The organism is Corynebacterium sp. Marseille-P3884 (assembly GCF_017942225.1).
In the GTDB taxonomy this organism is placed as follows: Bacteria; Actinomycetota; Actinomycetes; order Mycobacteriales; family Mycobacteriaceae; genus Corynebacterium.
Map to the genome: position 1 here is coordinate 99,883 of NZ_JAGKSD010000005.1, position 25,370 is coordinate 125,252.

The 25,370-nt window shown below is 61.8% G+C and carries 31 protein-coding genes; 11 read left to right on the plus strand and 20 right to left on the minus strand.

Annotated features, from left to right (window positions below; translation table 11 throughout):
• Positions 1–125: 125 nt before the first annotated feature.
• Entirely contained in the window at positions 126–962 is an 837-nt protein-coding gene (locus J5Y21_RS04375) for a TatD family hydrolase (RefSeq protein WP_210573200.1), read from the minus strand.
• A gap of 24 nt (positions 963–986) precedes the next feature.
• On the opposite strand from J5Y21_RS04375, the gene J5Y21_RS04380 reads away from it, so the two are divergent.
• A complete protein-coding gene (locus J5Y21_RS04380; RefSeq protein WP_210573202.1) occupies positions 987–1,376 on the plus strand; it encodes a DUF3806 domain-containing protein in 390 nt (129 codons plus the stop codon).
• Here the strand turns inward: J5Y21_RS04380 and J5Y21_RS04385 are convergent.
• On the minus strand, positions 1,373–2,083 hold the full coding sequence (locus J5Y21_RS04385) for an ASCH domain-containing protein (RefSeq protein WP_210573204.1): 711 nt from the start codon (positions 2,081–2,083) through the stop codon (positions 1,373–1,375). The genes J5Y21_RS04380 and J5Y21_RS04385 overlap by 4 nt on opposite strands.
• A 240-nt stretch (positions 2,084–2,323) precedes the next feature.
• Between J5Y21_RS04385 and J5Y21_RS04390 the strand changes: the two genes are divergently transcribed.
• The gene (locus tag J5Y21_RS04390; protein WP_210573206.1) at positions 2,324–3,682 is read left to right on the plus strand and encodes an HNH endonuclease signature motif containing protein; all 1,359 of its coding nucleotides are present in this window, start codon (positions 2,324–2,326) and stop codon (positions 3,680–3,682) included.
• A 6-nt stretch (positions 3,683–3,688) separates the two neighbouring features.
• Here J5Y21_RS04390 and metG read toward each other — a convergent pair whose 3' ends face one another.
• The 3 genes from metG to rsmI form a co-directional block, all read right to left on the minus strand.
• On the minus strand, positions 3,689–5,542 hold the full coding sequence (metG, locus tag J5Y21_RS04395; protein ID WP_246874939.1) for a methionine--tRNA ligase: 1,854 nt from the start codon (positions 5,540–5,542) through the stop codon (positions 3,689–3,691).
• 18 nt (positions 5,543–5,560) lie between these two features.
• The gene (locus tag J5Y21_RS04400; protein ID WP_210573210.1) at positions 5,561–7,357 is read right to left on the minus strand and encodes a BCCT family transporter; all 1,797 of its coding nucleotides are present in this window, start codon (positions 7,355–7,357) and stop codon (positions 5,561–5,563) included.
• 62 nt (positions 7,358–7,419) lie between these two features.
• A complete protein-coding gene (rsmI, locus tag J5Y21_RS04405) occupies positions 7,420–8,262 on the minus strand; it encodes a 16S rRNA (cytidine(1402)-2'-O)-methyltransferase (RefSeq protein ID WP_210573212.1) in 843 nt (280 codons plus the stop codon).
• Between the two features lie 67 nt (positions 8,263–8,329).
• Here rsmI and J5Y21_RS04410 point away from each other — a divergent pair, with 67 nt between their 5' ends.
• Positions 8,330–9,850, plus strand: coding sequence for a phospholipid carrier-dependent glycosyltransferase (locus J5Y21_RS04410; RefSeq protein ID WP_349236939.1), 1,521 nt, complete (start codon positions 8,330–8,332; stop codon positions 9,848–9,850).
• On the opposite strand, the gene J5Y21_RS04415 is transcribed toward J5Y21_RS04410, so the two are convergent.
• Together J5Y21_RS04415 and J5Y21_RS04420 are read right to left on the minus strand one after the other, a co-directional pair.
• Positions 9,851–10,447 carry a zf-HC2 domain-containing protein gene (locus tag J5Y21_RS04415; protein ID WP_210573214.1) on the minus strand — a complete coding sequence of 199 codons (597 nt, stop codon included), beginning with the start codon at positions 10,445–10,447 and terminating at the stop codon, positions 9,851–9,853.
• Positions 10,440–10,847: a DoxX family protein gene (locus J5Y21_RS04420; protein ID WP_210573216.1), complete on the minus strand. Its 408-nt coding sequence runs from the start codon at positions 10,845–10,847 to the stop codon at positions 10,440–10,442. The genes J5Y21_RS04415 and J5Y21_RS04420 overlap by 8 nt, the downstream gene beginning before the upstream one ends.
• Positions 10,848–10,902: 55 nt before the next feature.
• Between J5Y21_RS04420 and J5Y21_RS04425 the strand changes: the two genes are divergently transcribed.
• Positions 10,903–11,325 carry a DNA-3-methyladenine glycosylase I gene (locus tag J5Y21_RS04425; protein WP_210573218.1) on the plus strand — a complete coding sequence of 141 codons (423 nt, stop codon included), beginning with the start codon at positions 10,903–10,905 and terminating at the stop codon, positions 11,323–11,325.
• On the opposite strand, the gene J5Y21_RS04430 is transcribed toward J5Y21_RS04425, so the two are convergent.
• The 5 genes from J5Y21_RS04430 to J5Y21_RS04450 form a co-directional block, all read right to left on the minus strand.
• Positions 11,306–11,821 (minus strand): hotdog fold domain-containing protein, encoded by a 516-nt coding sequence (locus tag J5Y21_RS04430; protein WP_210573220.1) that lies wholly within the window; start codon positions 11,819–11,821, stop codon positions 11,306–11,308. The genes J5Y21_RS04425 and J5Y21_RS04430 overlap by 20 nt on opposite strands.
• A 46-nt stretch (positions 11,822–11,867) precedes the next feature.
• Positions 11,868–12,926 (minus strand): gephyrin-like molybdotransferase receptor GlpR, encoded by a 1,059-nt coding sequence (gene glpR / locus J5Y21_RS04435; RefSeq protein WP_210573222.1) that lies wholly within the window; start codon positions 12,924–12,926, stop codon positions 11,868–11,870.
• Between the two features lie 72 nt (positions 12,927–12,998).
• A complete protein-coding gene (locus J5Y21_RS04440; RefSeq protein ID WP_210573224.1) occupies positions 12,999–13,649 on the minus strand; it encodes a GNAT family protein in 651 nt (216 codons plus the stop codon).
• Positions 13,650–13,651: 2 nt separating this feature from the next.
• Positions 13,652–14,911 (minus strand): gephyrin-like molybdotransferase Glp, encoded by a 1,260-nt coding sequence (glp, locus tag J5Y21_RS04445; RefSeq protein WP_210573226.1) that lies wholly within the window; start codon positions 14,909–14,911, stop codon positions 13,652–13,654.
• Positions 14,912–14,930: 19 nt separating this feature from the next.
• A complete protein-coding gene (locus J5Y21_RS04450) occupies positions 14,931–15,851 on the minus strand; it encodes a UTP--glucose-1-phosphate uridylyltransferase (RefSeq protein WP_210573227.1) in 921 nt (306 codons plus the stop codon).
• A 28-nt stretch (positions 15,852–15,879) separates the two neighbouring features.
• Here J5Y21_RS04450 and J5Y21_RS04455 point away from each other — a divergent pair, with 28 nt between their 5' ends.
• From J5Y21_RS04455 to mscL, 3 genes are all read left to right on the plus strand, one after another.
• A complete protein-coding gene (locus tag J5Y21_RS04455) occupies positions 15,880–16,464 on the plus strand; it encodes a 5-formyltetrahydrofolate cyclo-ligase (RefSeq protein WP_210573228.1) in 585 nt (194 codons plus the stop codon).
• 9 nt (positions 16,465–16,473) lie between these two features.
• Complete coding sequence (locus tag J5Y21_RS04460; RefSeq protein WP_246874941.1) at positions 16,474–17,103, plus strand: SAF domain-containing protein; 630 nt, start codon at positions 16,474–16,476, stop codon at positions 17,101–17,103.
• Between the two features lie 121 nt (positions 17,104–17,224).
• The gene (gene mscL, locus J5Y21_RS04465; RefSeq protein WP_210573230.1) at positions 17,225–17,635 is read left to right on the plus strand and encodes a large-conductance mechanosensitive channel protein MscL; all 411 of its coding nucleotides are present in this window, start codon (positions 17,225–17,227) and stop codon (positions 17,633–17,635) included.
• 185 nt (positions 17,636–17,820) lie between these two features.
• On the opposite strand, the gene J5Y21_RS04470 is transcribed toward mscL, so the two are convergent.
• The 6 genes from J5Y21_RS04470 to J5Y21_RS04495 form a co-directional block, all read right to left on the minus strand.
• The gene (locus J5Y21_RS04470) at positions 17,821–18,387 is read right to left on the minus strand and encodes a molybdopterin-binding protein (protein WP_210573231.1); all 567 of its coding nucleotides are present in this window, start codon (positions 18,385–18,387) and stop codon (positions 17,821–17,823) included.
• 50 nt (positions 18,388–18,437) lie between these two features.
• Complete coding sequence (locus J5Y21_RS04475) at positions 18,438–19,601, minus strand: trypsin-like peptidase domain-containing protein (protein WP_349236940.1); 1,164 nt, start codon at positions 19,599–19,601, stop codon at positions 18,438–18,440.
• Between the two features lie 91 nt (positions 19,602–19,692).
• Complete coding sequence (locus J5Y21_RS04480) at positions 19,693–21,093, minus strand: HAMP domain-containing sensor histidine kinase (protein ID WP_349236936.1); 1,401 nt, start codon at positions 21,091–21,093, stop codon at positions 19,693–19,695.
• A complete protein-coding gene (locus J5Y21_RS04485) occupies positions 21,090–21,791 on the minus strand; it encodes a response regulator transcription factor (RefSeq protein ID WP_210573233.1) in 702 nt (233 codons plus the stop codon). Before J5Y21_RS04485 ends, J5Y21_RS04480 begins: the two co-directional genes overlap by 4 nt.
• 95 nt (positions 21,792–21,886) lie before the next feature.
• Positions 21,887–22,060, minus strand: a complete 174-nt coding sequence (rpmF, locus tag J5Y21_RS04490) for a 50S ribosomal protein L32 (protein WP_210573234.1) — start codon at positions 22,058–22,060, stop codon at positions 21,887–21,889.
• 24 nt (positions 22,061–22,084) lie between these two features.
• On the minus strand, positions 22,085–22,357 hold the full coding sequence (locus tag J5Y21_RS04495; protein WP_210573235.1) for a type B 50S ribosomal protein L31: 273 nt from the start codon (positions 22,355–22,357) through the stop codon (positions 22,085–22,087).
• Positions 22,358–22,899: 542 nt separating this feature from the next.
• On the opposite strand from J5Y21_RS04495, the gene rpmB reads away from it, so the two are divergent.
• From rpmB to rpsR, 4 genes are read left to right on the plus strand one after another with little or no spacing between them, the layout of a single operon-like run.
• Positions 22,900–23,136 carry a 50S ribosomal protein L28 gene (gene rpmB, locus J5Y21_RS04500; protein WP_075466037.1) on the plus strand — a complete coding sequence of 79 codons (237 nt, stop codon included), beginning with the start codon at positions 22,900–22,902 and terminating at the stop codon, positions 23,134–23,136.
• Between the two features lie 3 nt (positions 23,137–23,139).
• Positions 23,140–23,304 carry a 50S ribosomal protein L33 gene (gene rpmG / locus J5Y21_RS04505; protein ID WP_012359793.1) on the plus strand — a complete coding sequence of 55 codons (165 nt, stop codon included), beginning with the start codon at positions 23,140–23,142 and terminating at the stop codon, positions 23,302–23,304.
• A 2-nt stretch (positions 23,305–23,306) separates the two neighbouring features.
• Positions 23,307–23,612: a 30S ribosomal protein S14 gene (gene rpsN, locus J5Y21_RS04510; RefSeq protein ID WP_076599275.1), complete on the plus strand. Its 306-nt coding sequence runs from the start codon at positions 23,307–23,309 to the stop codon at positions 23,610–23,612.
• Positions 23,613–23,630: 18 nt separating this feature from the next.
• The gene (rpsR, locus tag J5Y21_RS04515; RefSeq protein ID WP_076599274.1) at positions 23,631–23,879 is read left to right on the plus strand and encodes a 30S ribosomal protein S18; all 249 of its coding nucleotides are present in this window, start codon (positions 23,631–23,633) and stop codon (positions 23,877–23,879) included.
• 77 nt (positions 23,880–23,956) lie between these two features.
• Here the strand turns inward: rpsR and J5Y21_RS04520 are convergent, their stop codons facing one another.
• Together J5Y21_RS04520 and J5Y21_RS04525 are read right to left on the minus strand one after the other, a co-directional pair.
• On the minus strand, positions 23,957–24,841 hold the full coding sequence (locus tag J5Y21_RS04520; protein ID WP_349236937.1) for a hypothetical protein: 885 nt from the start codon (positions 24,839–24,841) through the stop codon (positions 23,957–23,959).
• The gene (locus J5Y21_RS04525) at positions 24,838–25,335 is read right to left on the minus strand and encodes a hypothetical protein (RefSeq protein ID WP_210573238.1); all 498 of its coding nucleotides are present in this window, start codon (positions 25,333–25,335) and stop codon (positions 24,838–24,840) included. Before J5Y21_RS04525 ends, J5Y21_RS04520 begins: the two co-directional genes overlap by 4 nt.
• Positions 25,336–25,370: the final 35 nt, after the last annotated feature.

Sequence of the window (25,370 nt, forward strand, 5' to 3'; positions counted from 1 at the left end):
GTAAAGACCGCTCTTACACCAGAAATTCACCTGGCCAGGGTGCTGCTTGACACCACAAGAATCACACATGCCACCGCAAACACGTGCGCCACCACCAACCTGCGCAAATACAAAAGTGTGCTACCTCACACACCGAAGACACGCCCGAAGGTCCCGCCCACTTCCGTAGCGAGATCCTCCACCGCCATTCCGCGCGCTCCCGCTACTACCTTCGCCGTGTGCCCGATCAAGGAAGGCTCGTTGCGCGCCCCGCGGAACGGCTCCGGTGTCATGTACGGCGCGTCAGTTTCGATCAGCAGCTGTCCGACTGGGGCGAGTTTCGCCGCTTCCCGGAGATCATCGTTTCGCTTGAACGTCACATTTCCAGCAAAGGACAAGACGTATCCACGCTCGATAGCTTCCCGCGCGACGTCGACAGGCGAGGAAAAACAGTGCAACATGACGTGCTCCGGGCGCGGCGAGTCGGCTAGAATCCGCATCATCTCCTCGTCCCCCTCACGGTTGTGGATCATGAGCGCCTTGCCGGAATCAACGGCCAACTGGATATGCCAGCGAAATGCCTCTTCCTGGACGTCCAGCGGCGCAGTCCGATCAGGATCATGCTTGATCCAGTACGTGTCGATGCCGGTCTCCCCCACCGCCACGCACCTTTCGTCCGCAGCCATCTCCGTCAGACGCTTCCGTGCCGCATCATCGAGTTCGCCCGCGCGCGTTGGGTGGATCGCGCACGCCGCGAACACACGGTCATTGAAATGAGCAGCTTGTAGTGCCAATTCAGCTTCGTCGAGCCCGTCGCCGACAGTGCAGATTTTCTCAACACCAGCATCGACTGCGCGTTCAACCATCGCATCCACATCGTCTTTGGTGCGGGCACCCGTGGAAGCGAGGTGAGTGTGGGCGTCGATAAGCCCAGCAATTCGCTCGGCCGGAACGGGCGTGGGGCGCGGTTTCTTCTTCGACATGTGTTCCAGCCTATCCTCGGGCGCATGGAGTTCCACGACATCGATGCCGCCACCCGCTCCCAGATCGACCGCGACCTCGCCGAAGCCGCCGTTGCCGGCATCAACGGGTCGATCGATGACATCGTCGCCTCATTCGAAGAGACCTTAGGCAACTACCTCGCCCTCGACCCCGACCTCCGCCGCGCATATTCCCGCGGCGACATCGCGCGCATGTACGGCACAGCGCTCGGCGACGCGTTCATCCGCGAGCACAACTTCGCATGGCAATTGCTTATCGACGACTACGGCACCGACCTCGTCGTCACCTCCCCCGACCACGACATGTACACCGCACCCCTGGTGGTCGTGGACACCCGCTTCGAGGACGAGGAACCGGGCAAGTTGACTGCTTTTATCAAGCAGTTCTTGGGTTAACCGATCTCGAAGCTGACGACGTCGACTGGGTCTTCCGGAGCCAGCCCCGGGTAATGTGCGTCCAACGCCTCGTGCAGCTCACCCAGCGAAGCAAATCCATCCAGTTTTGCATGTTCTTCTGTCAGGCTGGACCGTTGGATTGTGGCAACCGAGACAATCCGTGCAGGCATAGTCACCGTGACTCCGGACTCTTTTTCGAAGACAAGCTGCGCACCACCTCCCCGGAAGGGGTCATCCACACGGATTGTTTGCCGCTTCGCTCCACTTCGAATTGCTTCTTCGTAACCCTCCCACATGTACACGCGCTGATCCCCGCCCAAATTCCGCCAGTCAAACGCGTTGGGAAGCAGTTCAGCGACAGTAGGCGCCTCGAAGCCATTACTTGTTCGGACCACGCACTGAATTCCTGGATCAAGGTCAAACAGGACCTGCCGGCACTTCCCGCACGGCGGAATAACGCTACCTGTGGGCCCGTACACCGCTACTACAGCCCGCACCGGATCCTCGGGACACGTGGCCGCATGAGCGGCTAGAGCAGAGACTTCCCCGCATGGACCTCCCAGGAAATGAAATGCATTGAGACCAAGCACGTGCCTTCCTGATGCAGTCAGCAACGCCGCCGAGACCGTATGGTCGTTTCCATCGTTGAAACGCGCCGCGTGTTCTTTGGCACTCGCGGCCAATTCCCGCAATTCATGGGTGATCATTCCCCCACCCTAACGCCTATTTCGATCGGAGCCGCGCCGCACTGTTCGAGGGCGTTCTCTGTCGACCTGGGACTTTACCCAAGTTTTCGCATACTTGTTCGATCCTCGAACGCTTTTCACGAGGTATGGTTCACCCTATGTGAAAGACTGTTCGCACAACAGAAAACGCAGTCACATTTAGGGGGAAATCATGACACTGCTGAAACCGCAGGATCGCGAGCTTGGAAGGGAGGGACCAAGATGAAACCGTTCTTCGCCACTGAGAACCTGGACGATCCGGATGCCGTGAACGGAATGGCGCTGCGCAGGGCACACCACGCGGTCTTCCGCCAGTATGCGGAGGACGGCGAGGAGTTCTACGGCTCCGCCGACCACGACACCGAAATGGCACGGTTGCGCTCCACCACCGGACTTCCGCTGAACGAAGTGAAGTCGGGAGTCTATTCGTACATGACGCTTGCTTCGCTGCCGCGTCTCCGGCAGCTGCAGGAGGACACGGCACGCCTCGACATTTCGCGGCTCAAGGCGATCGATCGCGCAGTGAGCATGTTGGGCAGCGTCGTCGACCAGGAGAACTACGACATCATCGACAAGATGCTCGTGGACCTCTTCACGCCGACGAAGCCGAACGAGGAACTGCCGAGCGCCCATAAGGTCACGAGCCGACTCAACAAACTGATCGGTGACATCGACTCGTCCGTCGCGCACGACAAGCGCAAGCGGAAGTCCCGCGAAAGCGAGGCACCCGGCCAGTGCGACCTCGACTTCCATGTCGGCGGCACCCACGGCACCTCCGGCATGACGCTCACTGCCGACCATGTCACGATGGCGGCGATCAAGGAGTTCATCCTCGAGGCATCGAAGGAGCACGATATCGCGCCCGTCGAGGCCCTGGTGAAACTCATCACCGGGGAGATCACTCCGCCGGCGGACGTCACGATCTTCGCGTACGCGCCGCTGGGCGAGGATGGAACTATCGACGAATCTGCATCGGCCTACGTCCCCGGCTTCGGTCACACGACGGCAGCTGGCACCGAGATGGCTCATGCCATGGGCTCGACCATCGTCGACCTCCGGAGCGCTAAAGACCACACGATCGCCGGATATGTTCCGCCCGACTCGGTCCGCGCATACGCGCAGGGTCGCGACGGGACCTGCATCTACCCCGGTTGCGAACACCCCGCATGGAAGTGCCAGCTCGACCACCGCGTTCCTTATGAGGAAGGAGGACAGACCACCGCGGCGAACCTCTTCTCGCTCTGCCAGCACCATCACAACGTGAAAACCGATCGCCGGGCGTTCTACGTTCCCGATCCGGTCACGGGCGACATCGTGTGGCTCTTCGCGGACGGAACGTACGCGGTGGTCGACCCCGAGGGACTCTTCGCGCGGCACACCACGCCGACGGCACCGCGCTGGAAGTGCACGCTCGACGATATCCAGCGCATCAAGCGGGATCGCGAACAGTTCTTCGCCAAGGGGCACGCCATCCTGGACGCGTACGACATCGACCGCGACTACGAAGCATGCGTGGCGGCACTCATTGAACTGGAGCGGGAGTACCGCCTCGAGTTCCCCTTCTACCCGGAGGCGAACTAGTGGAAACTACTGAACAGGCGCCCACTCCGGGCCGGTCTCACCGAGCTCCGGATCGAGCTTGGCAATCAGCGGCTTCGGCTTCTCCAATTTCGTGCCCGGCACGACATCGACGCGAGACCACACTGCCTGCTGAGAGGCGTAGTCACCGGTGATGACTGGGTAGGTCTGTCCCTTCTCGGGCAAACCAACGCCGACGAGTTCGAGATACTCGTCGTCGGTAACTTCTTCGACGCGTGGGGATGCGGCCCAGATGCCGTCGCGGCCGAGAGTCTCGTGAACCTTCTGCGCGGTGTGCGGGATGAACGGAGTCAACAAAGCATTGCAGTCCGAGACCACCTGAAGGGCGGTCCACAATACGGTTGCCAGACGCTCACGCTGGGACTCGTCTTTCGCGAGCTTCCAGGGTTCCTGATCAGCGATGTAGGCATTTGCCTCACCGACAACATGCATGACCTTGGTGATTGCAGCCTTGAAGTGGGCAAGTCCGAGCTCGTGGCCGGCGGAGTCAAAGGTCTGGGAGGCGAGATCGAGGATGGCGCGGTCGGCGTCGATAAGCTCGCCCGGCTCCGGCACCTCCCCGAAGTTCTTGTGTGCCATGGACACGGTGCGGTTGACCAAGTTGCCCCAGCCGTTCGCGAGCTCGTTGTTCACGCGGCGGACGAATTCGTCCCAGGTGAAGTCCGTGTCGTTGTTTTCGGGGCCGGCGACCGCGATGAAATAACGAAGCGGATCAGGGCCGAATTCGGCGAGGAAGTCCTTGACATAGATGACCACGCCTTTCGACGAGGAGAACTTCGAGCCGGACATGGTGAGGAACTCGGAGGAAACGACCTCGGTGGGGAGATTGAGCTCGCCGAGCTCGTGAAGGTCTCCCCCCTTCGCACCCTTGCCGGCGTAACCGAGGAGCTCGCCCGGCCAAATCTGGGAGTGGAAGGTGATGTTGTCCTTGCCCATGAAGTAGAAGCCGCTGGTGGCAGGATCCTGCCAGAACTGCTTCCACGCGTCGGGATTTCCGGTGCGGGCCGCCCACTCGATGGAGGCGGAGAGGTAGCCGATGACGGCATCGAACCAGACATAAAGCTTCTTGCCCGGGTCGTTCTCCCAGCCCTCGACGGGGACGGGAATGCCCCAGTCGATATCGCGGGTCATGGAACGCGGGCGCATGTCCTCCAGCAGGTTCAGGGAGAACTTGAGGACGTTGGGGCGCCAATCCTGGCGGGCCTCGAGCCATGCCTTGAGGGCGTCGTGAAGCGAGGGCAGGTCGAGCATGAAGTGCTCGGTCTCGATGAACTCCGGGGTCTCCCCATTGATCTTGGACACCGGATTGATCAGGTCGACCGGGTCGAGCTGGTTACCGCAGTTATCGCACTGGTCGCCACGGGCATCGTCGGCGCCGCACAGCGGGCAGGTGCCCTCAATGTAGCGGTCCGGAAGGGTGCGGCCCGTGGACGGGGAAATAGCGCCCTGCGTGGTCTCCTTGATCATGTAGCCGTTGTCGTACAGCCCCTTGAACAATTCCTGCACCACCGCATAGTGATTGCGGGTAGTGGTACGGGTGAACAAGTCGTATGACAAACCGAGACCAGCGAGGTCGTCGACGATCTGACGGTTGTACCGGTCAGCGAGTTCCTTGACCGTCACACCTTCTTTATCCGCCTGGACCAAAAGGGGCGTGCCGTGCTCATCGGTGCCGGACACCATGAGCACATTGTTTCCCACCATGCGCTGGTAGCGCGCGAACACATCGGACGGGACGCCGAAACCGGCGACATGGCCGATGTGGCGCGGCCCGTTCGCGTAGGGCCACGCCACACACACGAGGACATTTTCGGAGGTGGCGTTGTTCGGGGAGACAGTCATACGCCCCAGCATAAGTGACTACCGCTTGGTGCCGAACATGCGCTGGCGTTTGCGGGATTTCGCGAGTGCGTCGCGGTGCATACGGCGCTCGATCGCCAGCTGGTGGGCGAAGCGCTGCTGCTCCTTCATGTCCAGGTAAATGGTGTCGTTACTGACGTCCTTCACAATGGCGAACATCAGCAGGATGAGGATCACCAAGAACGGGGTGGCCGCCGCGATGGTGACGCTCTGGAGGGAGTCCAGAGCCTCGTCGCCACCTGCGATGAGCAGGGTCAGGCCGACGGCAGCGGTAGCGAGGCCCCACATGCCGGTCAGCATCGGCTTCGCGTCGGTCTTGCCGTTCTGGGACAGGGAGCCCATCACAGTCGACGCGGAGTCGGCGGAGGTGATGAAGAAGGTGCTCAAGAGGATCAGAGCCACAATGCCCATGGCGAAGCCGCCGGGGAAGGTGTGCAGCAGGTTGAACAGCTGCTCCTCGGACGTGCCTTCACCGTAGATCGATTCACCGATCTGCTCGAGATGGATAGCGGTGCCGCCGAAGATGCAGAACCAGACGGTGGACAGACCAGCCGGAATCAGGGTGACACCGATCAAGAATTCACGGATGGTGCGGCCACGGGAAATACGGGCCAGGAAGGTGCCCACGAACGGGGACCAGGAGATCCACCATGCCCAGTAGAAGATGGTCCAGCCACCGAGCCACTCCCCTGCCTCAGTGTCGGCGGATTCGGCGGTGCGCGACGCCATGAGGAAGAACTGGTCCAGGTAAGAACTGATGGCAGTAGGCAGCAGGTTGAGCTGCGTCAGGGTCGGCCCGAAGATGAACACGAAGATGGCCAGCACGGCAGCCACGACCAGGTTGAAATTGGAAACCCATTGGATGCCCTTGCCCACACCGGACATGGCGGACAGCAGGAAGGCCAGGGTCAGGACACTGACGATGCCGACGGTCAGCGTGGTCGACGGGGAATCGACGAGTCCGGAAGCCTCCAGACCAGTCGATATCTGCAGGGCGCCAAGACCCAGGGAGCAGGCGGTGCCGAAGATGGTGGCGAAGATGGCGAGGCCGTCGATAAGCTTGCCCAGCCAACCGTCCGCAAGCTTCTGCCCGATGAGCGGAATGAACGCGCTCGAAAGCAGCTGCTTGCGGCCGAGGCGGAACGTCGAGTACGCGACGGCAAGGCCGATGATCGCGTATACGGACCACGGGTGCAGGGTCCAGTGGAACATGGTCTGCGCCATGGCGGTGCCGACCGCATCCGCGCTATCCATGCCTGGGACACCATCGCGGTAGAAACTGAGCGGCTCAGAAGCGCCGAAGAACATCAGGCCGATGCCCATGCCAGCGGCGAACATCATCGCGATCCACGACATCGTGGAGAATTCCGGCTGCTCGTCGGAAGCCCCCAAACGGATCTTGCCGAATTTGGAGACGGCCATCACCAGAACGAAGACGACGAAAACGGTGCCGAAGAAGACGTACGCCCAACCGAGGTTCTCGATCACCCAGCTGAACGAGGCGGAGGAGAAAGCACTGAAGCTCTCCTTCGCGGCGAGGCCCCAGACGACTACTGCGATGACAATCGCGGCGAGCGGGCCGACGATCGCCCAGTCGATCTTCAGGTTTTCGTCTTCGGACGCACGCTCGATGGCGTCCTCCGGGTCGGAAATCTTCTGCTGCTCGCCCTCATTCCGCGCGTCCAGGAGGTCCTGCAACTCGGCGGTAGCGGGGCGGTTTTGGGTCACAATCGGATCGTCCGCATGCGGCTCGGCATTCGGATCGTGCGGGTCTGTCAGCTTCTCTTCACTACTCAATGGGGCTCCTTTCTCACCCCAAAGACGGTAATAGAAATGTGCACAGGGTGCACATTTACTGACTAGGAGCTGCGAGCAGCAATGAAGGCGTCGTAAAGCTCGCCCGCTTTGAGGCCCGCAGCTTTCGCGACTTCCTTGACCGCGTCTTTCGGTCGCATCCCATCGTCGACCCGCTGTTGCACGAGATCGAGGACGTCCTCGGGCTCCGGCGTTTCGTGTCCCCCGTCGATCACGACGGTGATTTCGCCGCGCACGCCTTCCTCGACCCAGACCGCGAGCTCAGCGAGAGTACCCCGTTTGACCTCCTCGTAGGTCTTGGTCAGTTCGCGGCACACAGCGGCCTGACGGTCACCGAGAATCTCAGCGGCTTCCGCGAGCGTCGTTGCAATTCGGTGCGGTGACTCGAAAAAGCACACGGCGCGACTCTCGTTACGCAGGGATTCCAACCATGCCTTGCGAGCACCAGGCTTTCTGGGAGCGAACCCGTCAAAAATGAACCGGCCGACCCCGAGACCAGACAACGCGAGTGCGGTGGTCACTGCAGACGGGCCCGGCAAACAGGTCACGGGGATCTGCGCGTCGTGGGCCGCAGCGACAAGTGAGTGCCCCGGATCGGACACCAACGGCATTCCCGCATCGGTGACGACGAGGACGGAAGAGTTGCGGGCGACGTCGATAAGCTCGGCGACCCTCTTGTCCTCGTTGTGGTCGAAATTGGAGACGATCCTGCCGCGAATCTCCACCCCCAGGGAATTCGCGAGGTTGCGTGTGCGCCTTGTGTCTTCCGCGGCGACGACATCCGCGTGTTCGAGCGCATGCACGAGACGAGGCGACGCGTCCCCGATATTTCCGAGCGGGGTCGCCGCGAGAATAATTCCGCGCGGAGGAAGAGATACCGTTTCCATGCCTTAAAGCTTTACACAGCCACCGGCTAAGATCATTCCCGTGAGTTCGACAGCGACAGCCGAGACTGTGAAAACTGGCTTTTCAAAACCAAAGCCGACAGCGCCCGTGACGGTGCCATGGACGCAGCGCGACACTGTCTCAACCGTCGTCATCGGGATCCTCGCGGTTTTCACCCGTTTCGTGGGCCTGACATCGGCACGTTCGAACGGCACTCCGGTCTTCGACGAGAAGCACTACGTGCCGCAAGCATGGGATATCGCACGGTCGTGGTTCAACCCGGTCCTCGGCGGCATCGAGTCGAATCCGGGCTACGGCCTTGTCGTTCACCCGCCGCTGGCGAAGCGGCTGGAAGCGCTCGGCGAGATGGTCTTCGGCTACACCCCGCTCGGGTGGCGCTTCGTGGCCGCGCTATTTTCTTCCGCCGTCGTCATATTCACGATGCTTCTCGCGCGACGCTTGTCTCAATCGTGGCTCATAGCAGCGTTTGCGGGCACCATCGCGCTTTGCGACGGAGTGTTGCTGGTCATCGGCCGTTTCGGCATGCTCGACGTGTTCATCCTGCTCTTCGTCGTCATGGCTGCCTGGACGCTGGCCGGCGACATGCGGCAGGTGCACCAGCGCTTCCACGACGCGTACGAGGAAGGCATCGTGAATCCCCGCTTGGGCTTCCGCTGGTGGCGTTTCGCCACGGGCGTGCTGCTCGGGTTGGCGCTGTCGGTGAAGTGGTCGGGCCTGTACTACATCGCATTCTTCGGCCTGCTGTCGTCGTTTTACGATCTGTGGTTGCGCCACCGCTACGGAGTGAAGAACCCGGTGCGGGAAACTCTGCTGAAAGATGTTCCTTCCGCCCTCGCGTCGATCGTGCTGATTCCGGCGGTGCTCTACGTGTGGTCCTGGCGCGCGTGGTTCGCGTCCGAAACAGCGGTCTACCGCCACGCGCTTTCCGACGGCACGATCGCCGACTCCGACTGGTCCTGGCTGACCAAGCTGCCTGAGGCGGCTGCCGGGTGGTTCTATTACCACTTCTCGGTGCTGAAGTTTCACTCTGAGCTGACTTCCTCTTCAGGGCACTCCCACCCATGGGATTCCAAGCCGTGGTCGTGGCTGGTGGCCTCCCGCCCGATCCTGTACTACTCCTCCACCAGCAGCGACGATTCCCGGCGCATGATCTACCTGTTCGGCACGCCTGCCATCTGGTGGCTGACCGTGCCGATTCTGCTCTGGGCTGCGTGGGCCTGGATCACGCGAAAAGACCGTCGGGTCATTATTCCCCTCGTCGCGTTCGGCGCCGGTTTCCTTCCGTGGCTGGCCGCATTCGACCGCCAGATGTACTTCTTCTACGCCGCTCCCCTCGTGCCGTTCACGATCGTGCTTATCGCACTCGCACTGGGCGAGCTGTCTAAGCGTGGGAAACAACTCAACTGGGTGAGCAGACAAATCGGCCCCATCACGTCGGGCCGGCTCGCGGTCGTCGTGTATCTCGCCACCGTGATCGGAATGTTCTTGTACTTCTCCCCGATCCTGTACGGGTACCGGATTCCGAACGGCATCTACGAGCAGCTCATGTGGCTGCCGAGCTGGAAATAATTACACCGGCTTCGCGTTGAGCACCTTGAGTGGATTGCCGTAGTCCACGACCCACATGGCCACCAGCACCACGCTGGTGAACAGCAATGTCAGCAATTGCGCCCATGGTGCGGCTCCCCCAGTGATGGCCTCCAGCACCGCGAAACTGAGGCTGAAACCGAACATCGCTCCGACGATGAGAAGAACGCCGGGGATTTGCGACGGCTTCCAAGAAACGAAGAGCAATGCTACGGCGATGCCGACGCGCACAGCCGCGCCCTCGAGATCCGTGCCGAGGATGCGCCCCGCCCACACGACGTAGACCAACGCCAGCAGAGCAAGGACGACGCGGCACACCGTCAGAAGCATGATGCGGCGCGCGGAAACGCGGCGGAATTCAGGTTCGACGCCGGCGTAGATGAGTTCCGTGAGATCTTCCGGCGGAGACATGCCAGCGGCGAAATTGAGCGAGCGCGACAGCTGCAGCGACTGTTCCCAGTATTTCTGGCATTCGTCGCACTCCGCAAGGTGCGCATCGACGATGTCGTCGTCGAGGTTAGAGTCCTCCCCGTCGATGCGCGCAGACAGCGCCGCTTGGATGTCACTGTGGTCAATCATCGATGAGCACCTTGTCCAAACTGACGCGCCCGGAGCCGAACACCACGACGAGGACCAGCAAAACAACGAGCACCAGCGGGTATTCGATGCCGCCGTCGGCTGCGAAGAAACCGGCGTCGAGGTGAACGAAATACGCCCCGGCCACAATCAATAGTGCGAGCACACCAGCAACGATGGTGGTCAGCAGCCCGATGATAAGCAGCGCTCCACCGACGAGTTCGACTGAGCCAGCAAGATACGCAGACAGACGCGGCTGCGGGACTCCGGCTTCGGCGAAGCTTTCAGCTGTGCGCCGCATCCCGGTCCCGACCCAGTGCTGGTAGCCGTGCGCGATGAATACGACACCGAGCACGAGACGCGCCACGAGCAGTGCGAAATCGCGGAGGGCGGGACTATTCATGAGTTAAACACTACAACGTGGAACCTTTTGGACGGTGACGGCAGTCAAAGTATGTATGACAACACAATTGCTTATCGACGACACCCACGCATTCGAACTGCTCACCCTCGAAGTATTTCTCCCCGGCCTGTCTTGGGCCCTGATCCAGAAGAAACGCGAAGCACTGAAAGACGCGTTTTGTGATTTCGACCCCGACCTCATTGCTGAATTCGACGAAGACGACATCGAGTACCTGTTGACCGACCCGAGGCTCATCCGCAACCGCCGCAAAGTCGAGGCGGTGGTGACCAATGCCAAAGCCACTGTCGCGATGCGGGAAAAGCGCTCTTTATCGCAGTTGATCAACTGGTATATCCAGCACGATAACTTCGGGGACGGACTAGGCCTGACTGCCTATCTGCGCCCCTATGGCTTTGTCTACATCGGGCCGACGACGATGGACGGACTTATCGAGATGGTCACTTCTTCTTCGCGGTGACCCACACATCGATCTCCGCGGTAATCGGCTCCACCCCGGCATCGTCGACGATCTCGCAGTTGATGGTGACCAGCTGGCCGCCGGTTTCGCGGGTGATCGTGGAGAAGTCCGGGAAGTCGCCGGTGGCGGTGATGGTCAAACCACCGGTGGACTTCGCCGGGTAATCGGCGCGCATTCCGCGCGGAATCCAACGGTGCGTATCCGGCACCGTCACCTCGCACAAAAGACCCATGGCGGCCTCTGCCCCATTCAGGCCGGCGATGACGTGGAAGGTGCCGATGTGGTTTTGCACGCCCCACCATTTACCCAACCGCACCACGCAGCGGCCTGGCTCAGCGACCTGGACACGCGGCATCACGGTGCGGAAGTACGGCGCCTTCACCGAGTAGAAAGCTGAAAAGATCAGGCGCTTGAGTTTCGTGTCGCTGAACTTCTCCCACAGCTGGGCAGACTTACCGGGATTATCGTTTACCTTGGTAGAAAAAGAGGTCGTCATACCCGGCGATATTACCGGCTATAACGACCTCGTATTGGTGGAAAAACTACGCGATTTCGCGGACCTGCTCGGTTTCCGTTTCGGTCCGCGGTGCCGTGTAGGCGGGCAGGTTAGCGAAGTCGGCGCTCTCGTCGTCGACCTCGACCACCACGGCTCCCGGGCGACGCATGTGCGGCGGCAGCGGTGCGTCCTCTTCCGCGGTGATGACACCGAGTCGTGCGCGGCGCAGCTGACGCACTCGGCGTGCCTGGAGTGCGCGTTCCTTCTTCACCGTCGTGCGCAACGCTGTCATGAACCAGATCAGCAGGCCTGCTGCCGCGGCCGGTGCCAGCCATGCCCATCCACCCGAAACGATGCCGAAGACGAAGGTCACTCCGAGCAGCACGACGAGGCCGAGCAACGTCCGCTGGCGGCGACGGAACCTGTCCTCGCGCACCCGCTTCGCTTTTTCCGGGTCCCAGCCACCACGGCCGCGACGCGAGCGAGCAAAGGCAAGCTCGTCCTCAGTAGGCTCCTGCGCAGTCGGCTCGTGCTCTTCTTCCGGTTCCTCTTCGGGTTCTTCTGTCCGCTCTTCCAGCTGAGTCACGGTGGTGTAGCCGTAATCCTCCGGGGAGAGGTAGGAGGCATCGAGCTCATACTCGGGCTGAGTTTCAGACTCGGGGTCAATGTCAGTGTCGAGTTCTGTTTCAGTCTCAGCGTCAAGGTCTGTGTCAGTCTCTGTTTCCACCACTTCGCCGTCGATGGAGTTGCGGGCGAACAGTTTCTTGAGGGAGGTGGAGCCGGAGGGGGCGTCGTCGATAAGCGCTGCTTCCTCCTCGGATGCTGCTGCTTCGTCTTCTGCCTCGAGCACCTCGTAGTCGGCGTCGTCCTCGTCGAAGCTGTGGATGTCAGCCTTTGTCACGCGCGGGCGACGACGCGTAGCGAGCGGGGTATTACCCTCGTGCAGCACGCGCGTCTCGTCGTAGCCCTCGCCGGAGCGCCGGATCGGCTTCGAGTCCCCCAACACCATCGGGGCGAGAACAATCGCCCACACCACGACGATGAGGACGATGATCAGGCTCAGGCTGCCGGACATGTACGCCACGACCTTTCTGCTTTCGGGCACGTTTCCTGGCTGAGGTTATAGAGATCTCGTCCGGCAATGACCGACCCACGCCGCGAAAGGAAGCGGGAATTTCTAGATCCAGCAGCGGCCGCGGGCGGCGAGGCGTTCGATGGCGGAACCGGGCAGGTCGTCGATGTTTTGGGCGACGAGATGGTGGTCGCGCCACGCTCCGTCGATATGCAAATTCTCGCGCAAAAAACCTTCCTCCCGGAAGCCGACGTTCGCGAGCACTTTGCCCGAGGCCGGGTTGTTCGGCAGATAGGTGGCGGTGACTCGATGAAGGCCGATGCGGGCGAAGGCGTGGTCCACACCGAGTGCGCACGCGACGGTGGCGATGCCACGGCCCGCGAACCGCGAATACACCCAGTACCCAACCCAGCACTCCCCGATCGCTCCGTGCTGGATATTGCCCAGCGTGACTTGCCCGATGAAACGGTCATCGAGCTCGATGGCGAGCGGAACGATGATTCCGTCGCGGGCGAAGCGGCGCAGATTCTGCCAATTCGACCGCCACGCCGCCTGCGAATGGGCTTCCTCCCACGTGCCGGGCACGGTGGGCTCGACGGGGCGGAGAATCTCTTCATCCTGGATGCGCATCCGGGCCCAGCTCTTTCCGTCGCTCGCAGCCAGCGGCCGGAGCCGGAGCGTCGCCCCTGGGACGTGCACGGTAGGGGTCGGTTCGGGCCAGCCGGGGTGGCTTGCCCGACCGAGGAAATTGAACATCGTTAAGCCCGCTGTTGGAGGAATAGCACGTCCACGATATCGCCGGGACGGACCTCGGAGACATCGGCGGGAATGCGGATGATGGCGTTGGCCTCAGCCAGTCCGGCGAGCAGGTGGGCCGGGCTGCCGGAGACACCACCGATGCCGTCGACCAGGTAATCGTGCGTTTCCGCATCTCGCATCAGGCGGGCACGGATGAAGCCGAGACGGCCTGGAATGGACTCGATACGCCCCAAAGCGCGCGCCTTGACCGTGCGGCGGGTCGGGACACGCTTGCCCAAGGACGTACGGATTGCCGGGCGGATGAGCGCCTCGAAAATCACTAGCGCGCTCACCGGATTCGACGGGAGCAGAAAGACCGGGATGCGATCCTCGCCGATGAGACCGAAGCCTTGAGCGGAACCAGGATGCATGGCGACGCGGGTCGTGTCGATATCGCCCAGCTCGCCGAGAGCCTCCTGGATGGGTTTCGCACTCGAACCGCCGACGGCACCTGTAATGACGATGAACTCGCTCTTCTGCGCCTGGACAGCGAGCTGCTCTTTGAGTCGGCGCGGCTCGGCATTGATGATGCCGACGCGGTTCGCATCTGCGCCGGCGTCTTTCGCGGCAGAGGCCACCGCATAGGAGCTGACGTCGTAGACCTGCCCCAGGCCAGGGTTGCGGTCGATGTCGACGAGCTCGAGGCCGTACGACATCACAGTCACGCGGGGGCGCGGGTAGACCAGCACTTTATCGCGGCCGGTGGCGGCGAGCAGGCCGATCTGAGCCGGGCCGAGAACCGCACCGGAGCGGACAGCGATATCGCCGGGCTGAATATCATCACCCTCACGGCGGATGAAGTCGCCGGAGCGAACCGGGCGATGCGGGGTGACGCGTTTGCGGCCACGGTCGGACCATTCGAGGGGTAGAACTGCGTCGGCAAGCGTGGGCAGCGGCGCGCCCGTCGCAACGCGGACAGCCTGGCGGGGCTGCAGGCGCAGTGGTTTCTGGGAGCCAGCGGCCACTTCACCGACAACAGGGAGGGAAGCCTCAGGCGCAGGCGAATCCTCTTTGTGGCCGAGGCTCTTTCCGCCCCCGACATCGACGGCACGGACTGCGTAGCCATCCACCGCGGCCTGGGAGAATCCGGGCAGCGGCGAGGTCGCCTGCACCTCTTCGGCACACATGAGGCCAAGCGCGTCGGTAATGCCGATGCGGATCGGCTCGGGCGTCATCGTCGCATCGATGATCAAGGCAAGGTGGTCGTCGACACTACGCATGGTCCCCTCCTGGATGGTCCTAGAGTTCCGCCTCGTAATCAGCGATGATCTGCTTGATCGCCTTGTACAGCGCCGGACCGTACTTCTCGTGGCGCAGCCCGAAGTCCACATTGGCGGGGATGTACCCGCCCGGGTTGCCCAGGTCGTGGCGCTTGCCGTTGTGCACGACGACGTGGACCGGGTGCCCCTCGTTGATCATCAGCTCAATCGCGTCGGTCAGCTGCAGCTCACCGCCCTTGCCGGGCTCGATGCGGCGGAGCGCGTCGAAGATCTTCCGGTCGAGCAAGTAACGGCCGGTCGCGACGAAATTAGAAGGTGCGTCGGCCGGGTCCGGCTTTTCCACCATGCCGACAACGCGCTTGACATCGTCATGGCCCTCAACGTCGCGGACATCGAAAACGCCGTAATTGAAGACTTCTTCCGGGCTGACTTCAAATGCGCACAGCACAGAGCCGCCGAGCTCCGCGCGCACATTCGCCATCTTCTCCATCACGCCGGTGGGCAGCACCAGGTCGTCGGGAAGCATCACGGCGACGACGTCCTCGCCGTCATCAAGGATCGACTCCGCGCAGCCGACTGCGTGGCCGAGCCCGAGCGGCTCTTCCTGTACGACAGCTTCCGCCCGGATGATCTCGGCAGCGCGGGAGACTTTCTGTGCCTGCTCCTCTTTACCGCGACCAAGCAGCGTGGCACGGAGCTGCTCGAATTCGCCGAAATGCTCCATGACTTCATCTTTGCCCGGCGCTGTCACCACGGCGAGGCGCTCGGCCCCCAACTGGGCAGCTTCCTCCGCAATCAACTCAATGCCAGGGGTGTCAACCACAGGCAGCAGTTCTTTCGGAACAGTCTTAGTCGCCGGCAGGAAACGCGTTCCCATTCCGGCGGCCGGCACGACGACAGTCTTCACGGCTGCGTCCGGCTTCTGGTCAGAATTCTGCATGAATGAGCAGTTTACCTACAATGATTCCGTGTTCCGTGTAGGCCACTCCGCGAAAGAAGCAATCCGCACCGAGACGCGTCGGCGGCGCGCAAAGAGTGAGCATTCGCTTATCGACGCCGCTGTGGTCTCCCACCTGCTCGATTGGCTCGAGCCAGGGACGCGCGTGGCTGCCTACTCCCCTTTGTCTGGCGAGCCAGGCGGCGAATATCTCCTGCCTGAGTTGAGCAAAACCCACGAGGTGTGGCTGCCGATCACCCCGACAGAGGGGGATCTGCGGTGGGGAAAATATTCGGGTGAACTACACCGTGGCGCGCACTTCGGGATCGGGGAACCGGAGGGGCCGGGTGAGGCGTCGTTAAGCAAGCTCTCGTGCGATGCCGTGATCGTTCCCGCTCTCGGCGTGGACCGTTCGGGCGTGCGGCTGGGGCAAGGCGCGGGCTATTACGATCGCGCGCTGGACGGCGTGACGTGCCCGATTATCGCGCTTGTTTATGACGACGAAGTCCACGATGAACTGCCAAGCGAACCACACGACCACCCCATCGACGGCGCCGTGACGCAGTCAGGTTTCATGTGGTTGGGAACCGAACGGGGTGGTCCGGCAGTCCAATAAAGCATGGACTTGTCTGGCTTTTTCGATTTTCTCCGCACTCCCGGCTACCGCCGGGCCGTTGTGCTGCGCCGAAGCGCTGCCGCTGTTCTGGTCGCCGGCGCAGCACTGAGTGCCCTGATGAACAGGGCGAACGCCGACCCCGGCGTAGTCGTTTTCGCGCGCGACGTGGCCCCGGGCGACGTGGTCGAAGCTGATGATCTCGCGGTGCGTCCGCTCCCGGAAGATGCCGTGCCGTCTTCTGCTGTGGCCTCGCTGGAGGAGGCGTCCGGACAGATCGTCGCCTCGCATGCGTCGGCCGGGGAAGTGGTCACCGCGACGCGACTGCTCGGCCCTGACCTAGTCAGTGCCCTAGTGGGCGATGATGCCGACGAGTTCACATTGGTGCCGGTCAAGCTCGCCGACCCCGACATCCTTCCCATGCTCCACCACGGCGACCACGTGTCCGTCGTCACCGCCGGCGAAAAAGAAGCGATCACGGTGGCGGAATCCGGAATAGTCGTCATCGCCGGAGCGCCTGAAGAAGATGATGACCCCAGTTCGGGACTACTTCTCTTATTGCGGCACCGTGATGCGTCGGCAGTGGCAGCCGCGTCGTTGACCTCGCCGCTCGCGGTGGTCATAGCATATCGCGAGCGATGAACTATGCGAATTTTCGTTGAAATCTCTGGAAACTTGGACAGTGGGTGATGGTCTTATCTAATTCACTGTAGTAACTTCTGTCAGGCACTAAACTTCGCTACTCCCCTAGGAGGGAATCCTCATGCTCAAGGGCTTCAAAGACTTCATCATGCGCGGCAACGTCATCGACCTCGCAGTCGGTGTCGTTATCGGTGCCGCATTCACCGCCATCGTGACCGCCTTCTCCGACAACATCATCAACCCGCTGATCAACTCGATCGGCGGCGCCGACTTCTCCTTCGGCTTCAAGATCATTTCCGGCGACGAGTCCACCTTCATTGACTTTGGCGCTCTCGTCACCGCGATCATCAACTTCCTGCTGATCGCCGCTGTCGTCTACTTCCTCATCGTCGCCCCGATGAACAAGCTGGATGAGCAGCAGAAGATCCGCAAGGGCATCGACCCGAACGCTGAAGACCCGACCGAGCAGGAGCTGCTCACCGAGATCCGCGACCTGCTCGCGCAGGGAAAGAACCCGCAGATCAAGGGCTAATCTCCGTGATGCGGCGGCCGCTCCTCTTCGTAGTTAGCGGCTGCGTCACCCTCCGGCAGCGCATCGTCTAATTCAACGATCCGCTCGCCATCACCAGCGGACCGTCCGGTTTCCGGGCGGTCCGCTTTTCTGTCGTAATCGACATCCAAGATGCGCCGTGCCCGACGTCTTTTCCGGGAAGCCATTTACTGCACGCTGTACTTGCGCAGCTCGCTGATGAGGTGGGCGACCAGCGGCGCGATCGTCGACATACCGTCGCGGATCGCCGCACGCGACGGCGCCAAGTTGACCACGACGGTCGAACCCGACACGCCGCAGATGCCGCGGGACGTGCAGGCATCGACAGCGCCGCACGATTGGCCGGATGCGCGCACCGCCTGTCCCACGCCGGGGACGAGCTGGTCGATCACTGCGCGAGTCGCCTCCGGGGCCTTATCGCGCGGGCCGACACCAGTGCCGCCGACGGTGACCACCAGGTCAACACCCCCGACGACTGCGGTTTCAATGACCTTGCGGATCTCGGACTTCTTCGACTTCACGCTAACCACGCCGTCGACCTTGTAGCCCATCTCCTGGAGCAGCTCGAGGACCAGCTGGTCCGTACCCTCGGCGATAGCGCCGTTGCGCTTGTGATCGCTAATCAGAACCGCGAGCGCGCATGGCTGGGCCGGCAGCTCGACTTCCGCCTCCGATGCGAGCAGGAATGCCTCGTCCGGCTCGTTGAGGTCTAGCGCGTCAAGAGTGTTTGACATGATCGGGCTCCTCGCGGTTCGTCGTTGATTCTCTTTGCTACTTAGAGAACCTACTCGGAACTTAGAGTCACCTCTACCGTTCTGGATTCCTCGGAGCCTTCGGAGTGGACCTCGAGCTCCACGGTCTCACCGAAATCGAAGGAGCGGGTAGCTGCGACGAGGGCATCCGACGATTCGATCAAACGGTCATTGATACGGGTAACAATGTCGCCGGCTTTAAGTCCGCCCTTCTCCGCTGGGCTGCCGGGCTGGACTTTGCTCACGAGTGCACCGCCCGTTTGGGCACGAATGTCTACTTCAACGCCCAACATCGGCTGGCGGGCTTTACCTTCGTTGATGAGCTGTTCGGCGACGCGACGCGCGAAATTCGAGGGGATGGCGAAGCCGAGGCCGATGGAGCCCGCCTCACCCGACTCACCCTGCGACAGCGACGCGATGACGGAGTTCATGCCGATGAGGTGGCCGTTCATGTCCACCAGCGGGCCGCCGGAGTTACCGGGGTTGATCGCGGCATCGGTCTGAATGCCGTCCATCAGGGAGGACTGTCCCCCACCTTGGGCCGCACGCACGGGGCGATTGAGGGCTGAGACGATGCCCGTGGTCACCGTCGCCGATAGACCGAGCGGCGAACCGATCGCTACGACGGACTGGCCGACGGCAAGGTCGCTGGAATCGCCGAACTGGATCGTGGGCAGGTCCTTGACGCCCTCGATCTGAATCACGGCGACATCGGTGTTCACATCGGAGGCGATGAATTTAGCGGGGTGCTTCGTGCCGTCGTTAAGCGTCACGCGCACCTGCGCGCCTTCGCCGCCAGCTTCCGCGACAACGTGGTGGTTCGTGAGCACCATGCCGTCAGCGCTGATGATCGACCCAGAGCCTTCTGCCCCACCCTTGCGCGTGGCCACCTCGATGGACACGACAGCCGGCAGAACCGACTCGGCGACTTTCTCCACGGAACCGTCCGGTGCCGGAGTGCGCTCCTTTTTCACCGGGGCCTCGAGCGAGTTCTGGTTGTTGCTGGCACCAATAGAGGTCTCGCTGCCGGTCAGCATGCTCGCGGCGGCACCGCCGCCCACGCCTCCGATCAGACCTGTGATGAGCGAAATAGCGAGGACTGCTCCCGCCCCCAACCCCTTTTTCTTCTCCGGCTGGACGGGGAATGGCTCGCTATACTGCGGCGGCACCACGGGCTCGCCGAAACCTTGGTTCATTTCCGGAGTTGTCATGCTCGGTGATTGTCCTCTTTAACGCTGTGTCAGTTCTTTATTCTGATCCGTCCTTATCGTAGTAGTTGCTGAGCAATCACTGTGCGGGCCGGCCCGGAAAAACGACGCGGATGCGTGCTCCGCCGTCGTCGGAGTCCTCAATCGCGGTGGAAGCGCCGTGCCGCTCGAGAACTTGTCCGGCAATGGACAGGCCCAATCCCGAACCCGGCATGGAGCGCGATTCGGGCGCTCGGTAGAAGCGCTCGAAGACTTTCTCGCGGACCTCCGGATCAATGCCTGGTCCGGAATCGTCGATAATCAGCACGGCGCTGCGCGTCGCCGCGCGCAAGGAGACGCGCACGACACCGCCGGGCGGGGACCATTTCGCGGCGTTGTCGAGGAGGTTGACGGGCGCGCGCGATAAGGCGGCGCGGTCGGCGTCGAGGATCCACGGGTCTGCGCGGAATCGGAAATTCACGTCCGGGCGGCGGCGCTGCACGCGGGTCATTGCCTCTGTCAGGAGGTGGTCCAGTCGCACCGGCTCGAATTCCTTGTGCAGGTCGTCCTCGCGCGCCAAGTCCACAATGTCACCGATGAGCGTGGACAACTCCCCCATTTGGGCGTTGACATCATCTTCGAGCGCGTCGAGTTCCTCCTGCGGCATCTGCGCCATCTGCCCGGAACGGTGCAGCATGATGAGGAGCTCGATATTCGTGCGCATCGACGTCAACGGCGTGCGCAATTCGTGGCCCGCGTCAGCGACGAGCTGAGCTTGGCGCACGCGCGATTCGTTGAGCGATTCCATCATCGAATTGAGCGATTCAGTCAGCTTGGCGTACTCATCACTACCCACGACCTCAATGGGCTCCAGTCTCCCTTCAGTGGAGACATTGTCCATTGCGCGACGGAGACGGCCGACAGGGCGAACAGTCACGCGCGCAATGATGCTGCCCGTCAGTGCCGCAAGCAGGGTGCCCAGACCGACGATGCCCGCGAGAATCGCTTTCAGCCGACTTTGCAGGTGCGAGAAATGAGCACGGTTGTGCGCCACCGCGACCGTCGTGCCGTGATCATTACGCAGCACGGAGACCATCTCGTCTCCGTATTCGAGCTGCGACCAATTCGCGGGATCACCGTCGCGCGCCATCCGGTCCACAGGCATTGGATCGCCAACGAAGAACTCGTGTTCCTGCCGCGAGACAGACGCACGGTAGCCAGGGTTATCGGCCCTGAACTTATCGACGATCGACCGCAGCGCCTCATCATCCGCCGTGCCGTCATCCACCTGCCGCATCAGCGCGATGGTGCGGGAATTCAGTGCACTGAGTTCATGCTCCTCCATTGCGCCGAACACGGCGATATACGACATCACTGCGGTCGCGCCAACCGCCGTTGCCACGCCCGCGCCCGCAAATGTGGCGATCCTGCCGCGGACGGGAGAGGTGCGCGCCGGACGCAGATCCATATCTCCGTCCGCAGTGATGCGGCGAAGGATCACGGAGCGGTCTCCCGCAGGACATAACCCACGCCACGGACAGTGTGGATCAGACGCGCCTCGCCGCCAGCCTCAGTTTTCCGGCGCAGGTACCCGATATACACCTCCAAGGCATTACCGGAGGACGGGAACTCGTACCCCCAGACCTCCTCGAGAATCGTCTGGCGGGACAGCACGCGACGCGGGTTGCGCATCAGAACTTCCAACAGGGAGAATTCAGTCCGCGTCAGGGAGATGTGCCGGTCACCGCGGTAGACATCGCGGGAAATCGCATCGAGGTGTAGGTCTTCGAAAGTCAGCTCAGCACTAGGGCCTCGCTTCTCGACGTCCGCCGCGTCCGCCTGCGCACGGCGAAACAGGGAGCGCACGCGGGCCAGCAACTCTTCGAGAGCGAACGGCTTGGGCAGGTAGTCGTCCGCGCCAGCATCGAGGCCGGCGACGCGCTCGGCGACACCGTCGCGGGCGGTGAGCATGAGAATCGGTCGGTCGTACCCAGTGGAGCGCAGTTCGCGGCACACCCCGAGTCCGTCGAGACGCGGCATCATCACATCCAGAATGGTGAGATCCGGTTGCTCGGCCCTGATCATGTCCAAGGCTTGCACGCCATCTTCTGCCAGGATGACGTCGTACCCATTGAATTTCAGGGAACGGCGCAGGGATTCGCGGACTGCCTGCTCATCGTCGACCACCAGAACTTTCATGCGATCTATTATGGGCAATTTCGCCTGCATATGCGAAAAGCCGGCCACCAAAATAACGGTGACCGGCTTCTAGCTATCGAGTTTTGGCACCGAGCTTAGAACTGCTCGACGTCGATCAGGCCCTGCTCAGCAGCCTTGACCAGGCGGCGCGGGATACGCACGGTCTGACCGTCGATCTTGACTTCCTGCAGTGCGGCGTTGTCAGCCTTCCACTGGGAACGACGGTGGTGCGTGTTCGAACGGGACTTACGGAACTTCGGGGTTGCCATGGTGTCTTTCCTCCTTTACCGCGATTAGTTGGCGGACTTCTTCTTGCGGCGGGCCATGCCACCGAAGCGGCGGTTGAACTTCTCGACGCGGCCAGCGGTGTCCATGACACGCTGTGCGCCAGTCCAGAACGGGTGCGACTCGCTAGTCACGTCGACGACGATGAGCGGGTACTCGTTGCCGTCCTCCCACTGGACAGTACGGTCAGAGGTCGCGGTGGAACGGGTCAGGAACTGGCGGCCAGTACCTGCGTCCTGGAAGATCACCGGGTGGTAATCAGGGTGGATATCTTTTTTCATCTCTTCGTTTCCCTCAGGATTGATACTTCAGGTCGGTTCCGGGATGCTTATCCGGATCGTGCCTGAGTTGGGTTCGAAAATGGTCTTTATTCGAACAGTGCGTAAGTATCGCGCACGCACCTGATCGAACAACTCGAAACATCTTACAGGGGTTAAATGCATTCTCGAAATCAATCGGCCCTGCCAGCCCTGGTTTGCCTTTTGTGGTTTGCCTTTTGCAAGACTCGCGGGACAAAATGCCAGGTCGCATTTCCACCTTTTACCTAAAGGCAAACCACAGAAGGCAAACCACAGAAGGCAAACGAAATCCTTGCGGGCGCAGGCCGTCGATAAGCGAACAAGCGATTATGAAATGAGTTCCCGCGCGTGTAGTGTTTACTCTCGCTGTTGTCGAAGTACACGTTTACGCTTAGTCAACCGGTGACTTGCGACGCCCTCGTTCATCACGGCCATCCTCACATTTCCGGCCGATAACCATTTGCGAGCGCGGCGTCCACCTCATAGTCTCCGTGGCTCAAGCGGCTAGGAGAAAGAAGTAACCAATGTCGGCACATTGCCAGGTCACGGGAAAGAAGCCGTCTTTCGGCAAAACCGTGTCTCACTCGCACCGCCGCCATTCGCGCCGTTGGAACCCCAACGTGCAGAAGCGGCGTTTCTACCTGCCCTCCGAGGGCCGTACCATCACGCTCAATGTTTCCACCAAGGGTCTGAAGATCATTGATCGCGACGGCATCGAGTCCGTCGTTGCTCAGATCCGCGCCCGAGGGGAGAAGATCTAGCTCATGGCACGTAACGATATCCGCCCGATCATCAAGCTCAAGAGCACCGCGGGCACCGGCTACACCTACGTCACCCGTAAGAACAAGCGCAACAACCCGGACCGCATCACGCTGAAGAAGTACGATCCGGTTGCGCGCAAGCACGTTGAATTCCGCGAGGAGCGATAAGAATGGCGAAGAAGTCCAAGATCGCTAAGAACGAGAAGCGCAAGGAGATCGTCGAGCGTTACGCTGAGCGCCGTCAGGAGCTCAAGGCGATCATCCGTAACCCGGAGACGTCCGACGAGGACCGTCTCGAAGCTCAGTTTGAGCTCAACCGTCAGCCGCGCGATGCCTCCCCGGCTCGCGTCCGTAACCGCGACTCGCACGACGGCCGCCCCCGCGGCTACCTCCGCAAGTTCGGCCTGTCCCGCGTCCGTATGCGCGAGATGGCCCACCGCGGTGAGCTGCCGGGCGTCCGCAAGTCCTCGTGGTAAGCAAGGGAGTGCATGTAAATGAAGCGCAATAACAACCGCAAGGTGCGGATGGAGCAGTCCCGCCGCCCGAAGAAGAACCCGCTCAAGGCCAAGGGCATCGAAGCTGTGGACTACAAGGACATTGAGACCTTGCGTCTGTTCATCTCCGATCGCCACAAGATCCGTTCGCGTCGCGTCACTGGCCTGACGCCGCAGCAGCAGCGCCAGGTCGCTACCGCTGTGAAGAACGCACGCGAGATGGCTCTCCTGCCGTTCACGACCCGCTAATTAGCCAAGGTTGACGATGACAGCGTAGAGTTTCGACTTCTCCCCCGCATCCAGTTTTGGAGGCGGGGGAGATTTTTTTATGTGCAGGCGGCTTCGGGAGCGGCGTTGAGAGCTGGGCCGAGCTCGGTCACGAGCTGGGTGAGCATCACTTGCGCGGATTCGTAGGTGCCGTCCGCCGCGCTCGCAGCGATAGCGACGGGAATCGTGCGGCCTGCAGCGTCCGGCACGAGTCCCAGTTGACGGACCTCGTACGCACCGCTTATCGACGGCCCCCATCCCCCTTTGAACCGCGCCCCCGGGATCGTTCCGAGGCCGTAGTTCTGGGCGACATTCCCCATCATCTCGAGGACCGGGCCAGAGCCTGCGACACAGCCCAGGTTCGACGCGAACCGCGCTTGGTCGGCAACGCTCCACTGCGTCTGGCCGAAGGCGGAAAAGCCTGGGCGGGTGATATTTCTTTCGACCGTGACGGGGGTTCCGCCTTCGGCGAGGACAGCTTCCACCGCTTCCGGAGTGGTGGCATTCCACAGCATGTCCGCTGCCCCGTTATCGGAGACCTCGATGGCGTTGGTGGCCTCCACCGTCATCTCGGGGTGCTCTTTGAGAGCAGCGATCGCCACCGGGACCTTCATCGTGGACCAGGACGCGAAACCGGATGCGTCGCCGGCGGCCGACTCGCCCATCGACACCGCCGCTGTTCCTCCGTGCGCTGCGACGACCTGCTCGACTGCGGAGGTGAGCTCAGCGTTGACATCAGCGCCGGAAGGTTCGCGCTTTTCAGGAGTTTTCGGCTGCGCCGCTTCTGACGGTTCCGACAGTTCTGGCGATTCTGACGTGGGCTTGGCGGTCTCAGTCACGGTGGTGACATCGACGGGTGCCGGCTCTTCCAGGGGGTCGCCGACGGTGCAAGCGGTGAGGCACAGCGCCGCCCCCAGCACGCCTCCGGTCAGTGCTTTCCTCACGAGATATATACCGCCGCATTACGGCCACCGGTGCACACGACCTGGTCTCCGCGGTCACGGCAGGTCATCGTGTAGTTCTTACCGGTACGGGGGCTGTAGACATCCACGAGCGTCACATTCGGGCCCCCTTCCTCACGGCATGCCGCCTTGAAGTCATTGAAGACGTTCTTGGCAAAGCCCGGGGTGGTCACCTGCGAGTCTGTGACATCCCATGACGAATAGTCGCACTTCGGCTTTTCTTCCTTGGTCGGCGGCGGCGCGTCAACAGTCTGCGTGACCGTGGATTTTGATGCCGGCGCCGACTCAGGCGCGGAGATCTTGGACAATGCTGCGGTCTCTTCGGTCTCCTGCTTCGAACCGGAGAAAAAGTAGAACGCGAGGAAGCCGACGAGGGCAAGAGCCAGCATCACCGCGATCGTGCTGACGACGATCAAAGCAGTGTTCGAATTCTTCGGGGCTGGCTGCTCAGGTGTGTCCCACGTCGGTGTGCTCACGTTGATTATCCTTTGCTCCGCGAGAAAAAGGTCCT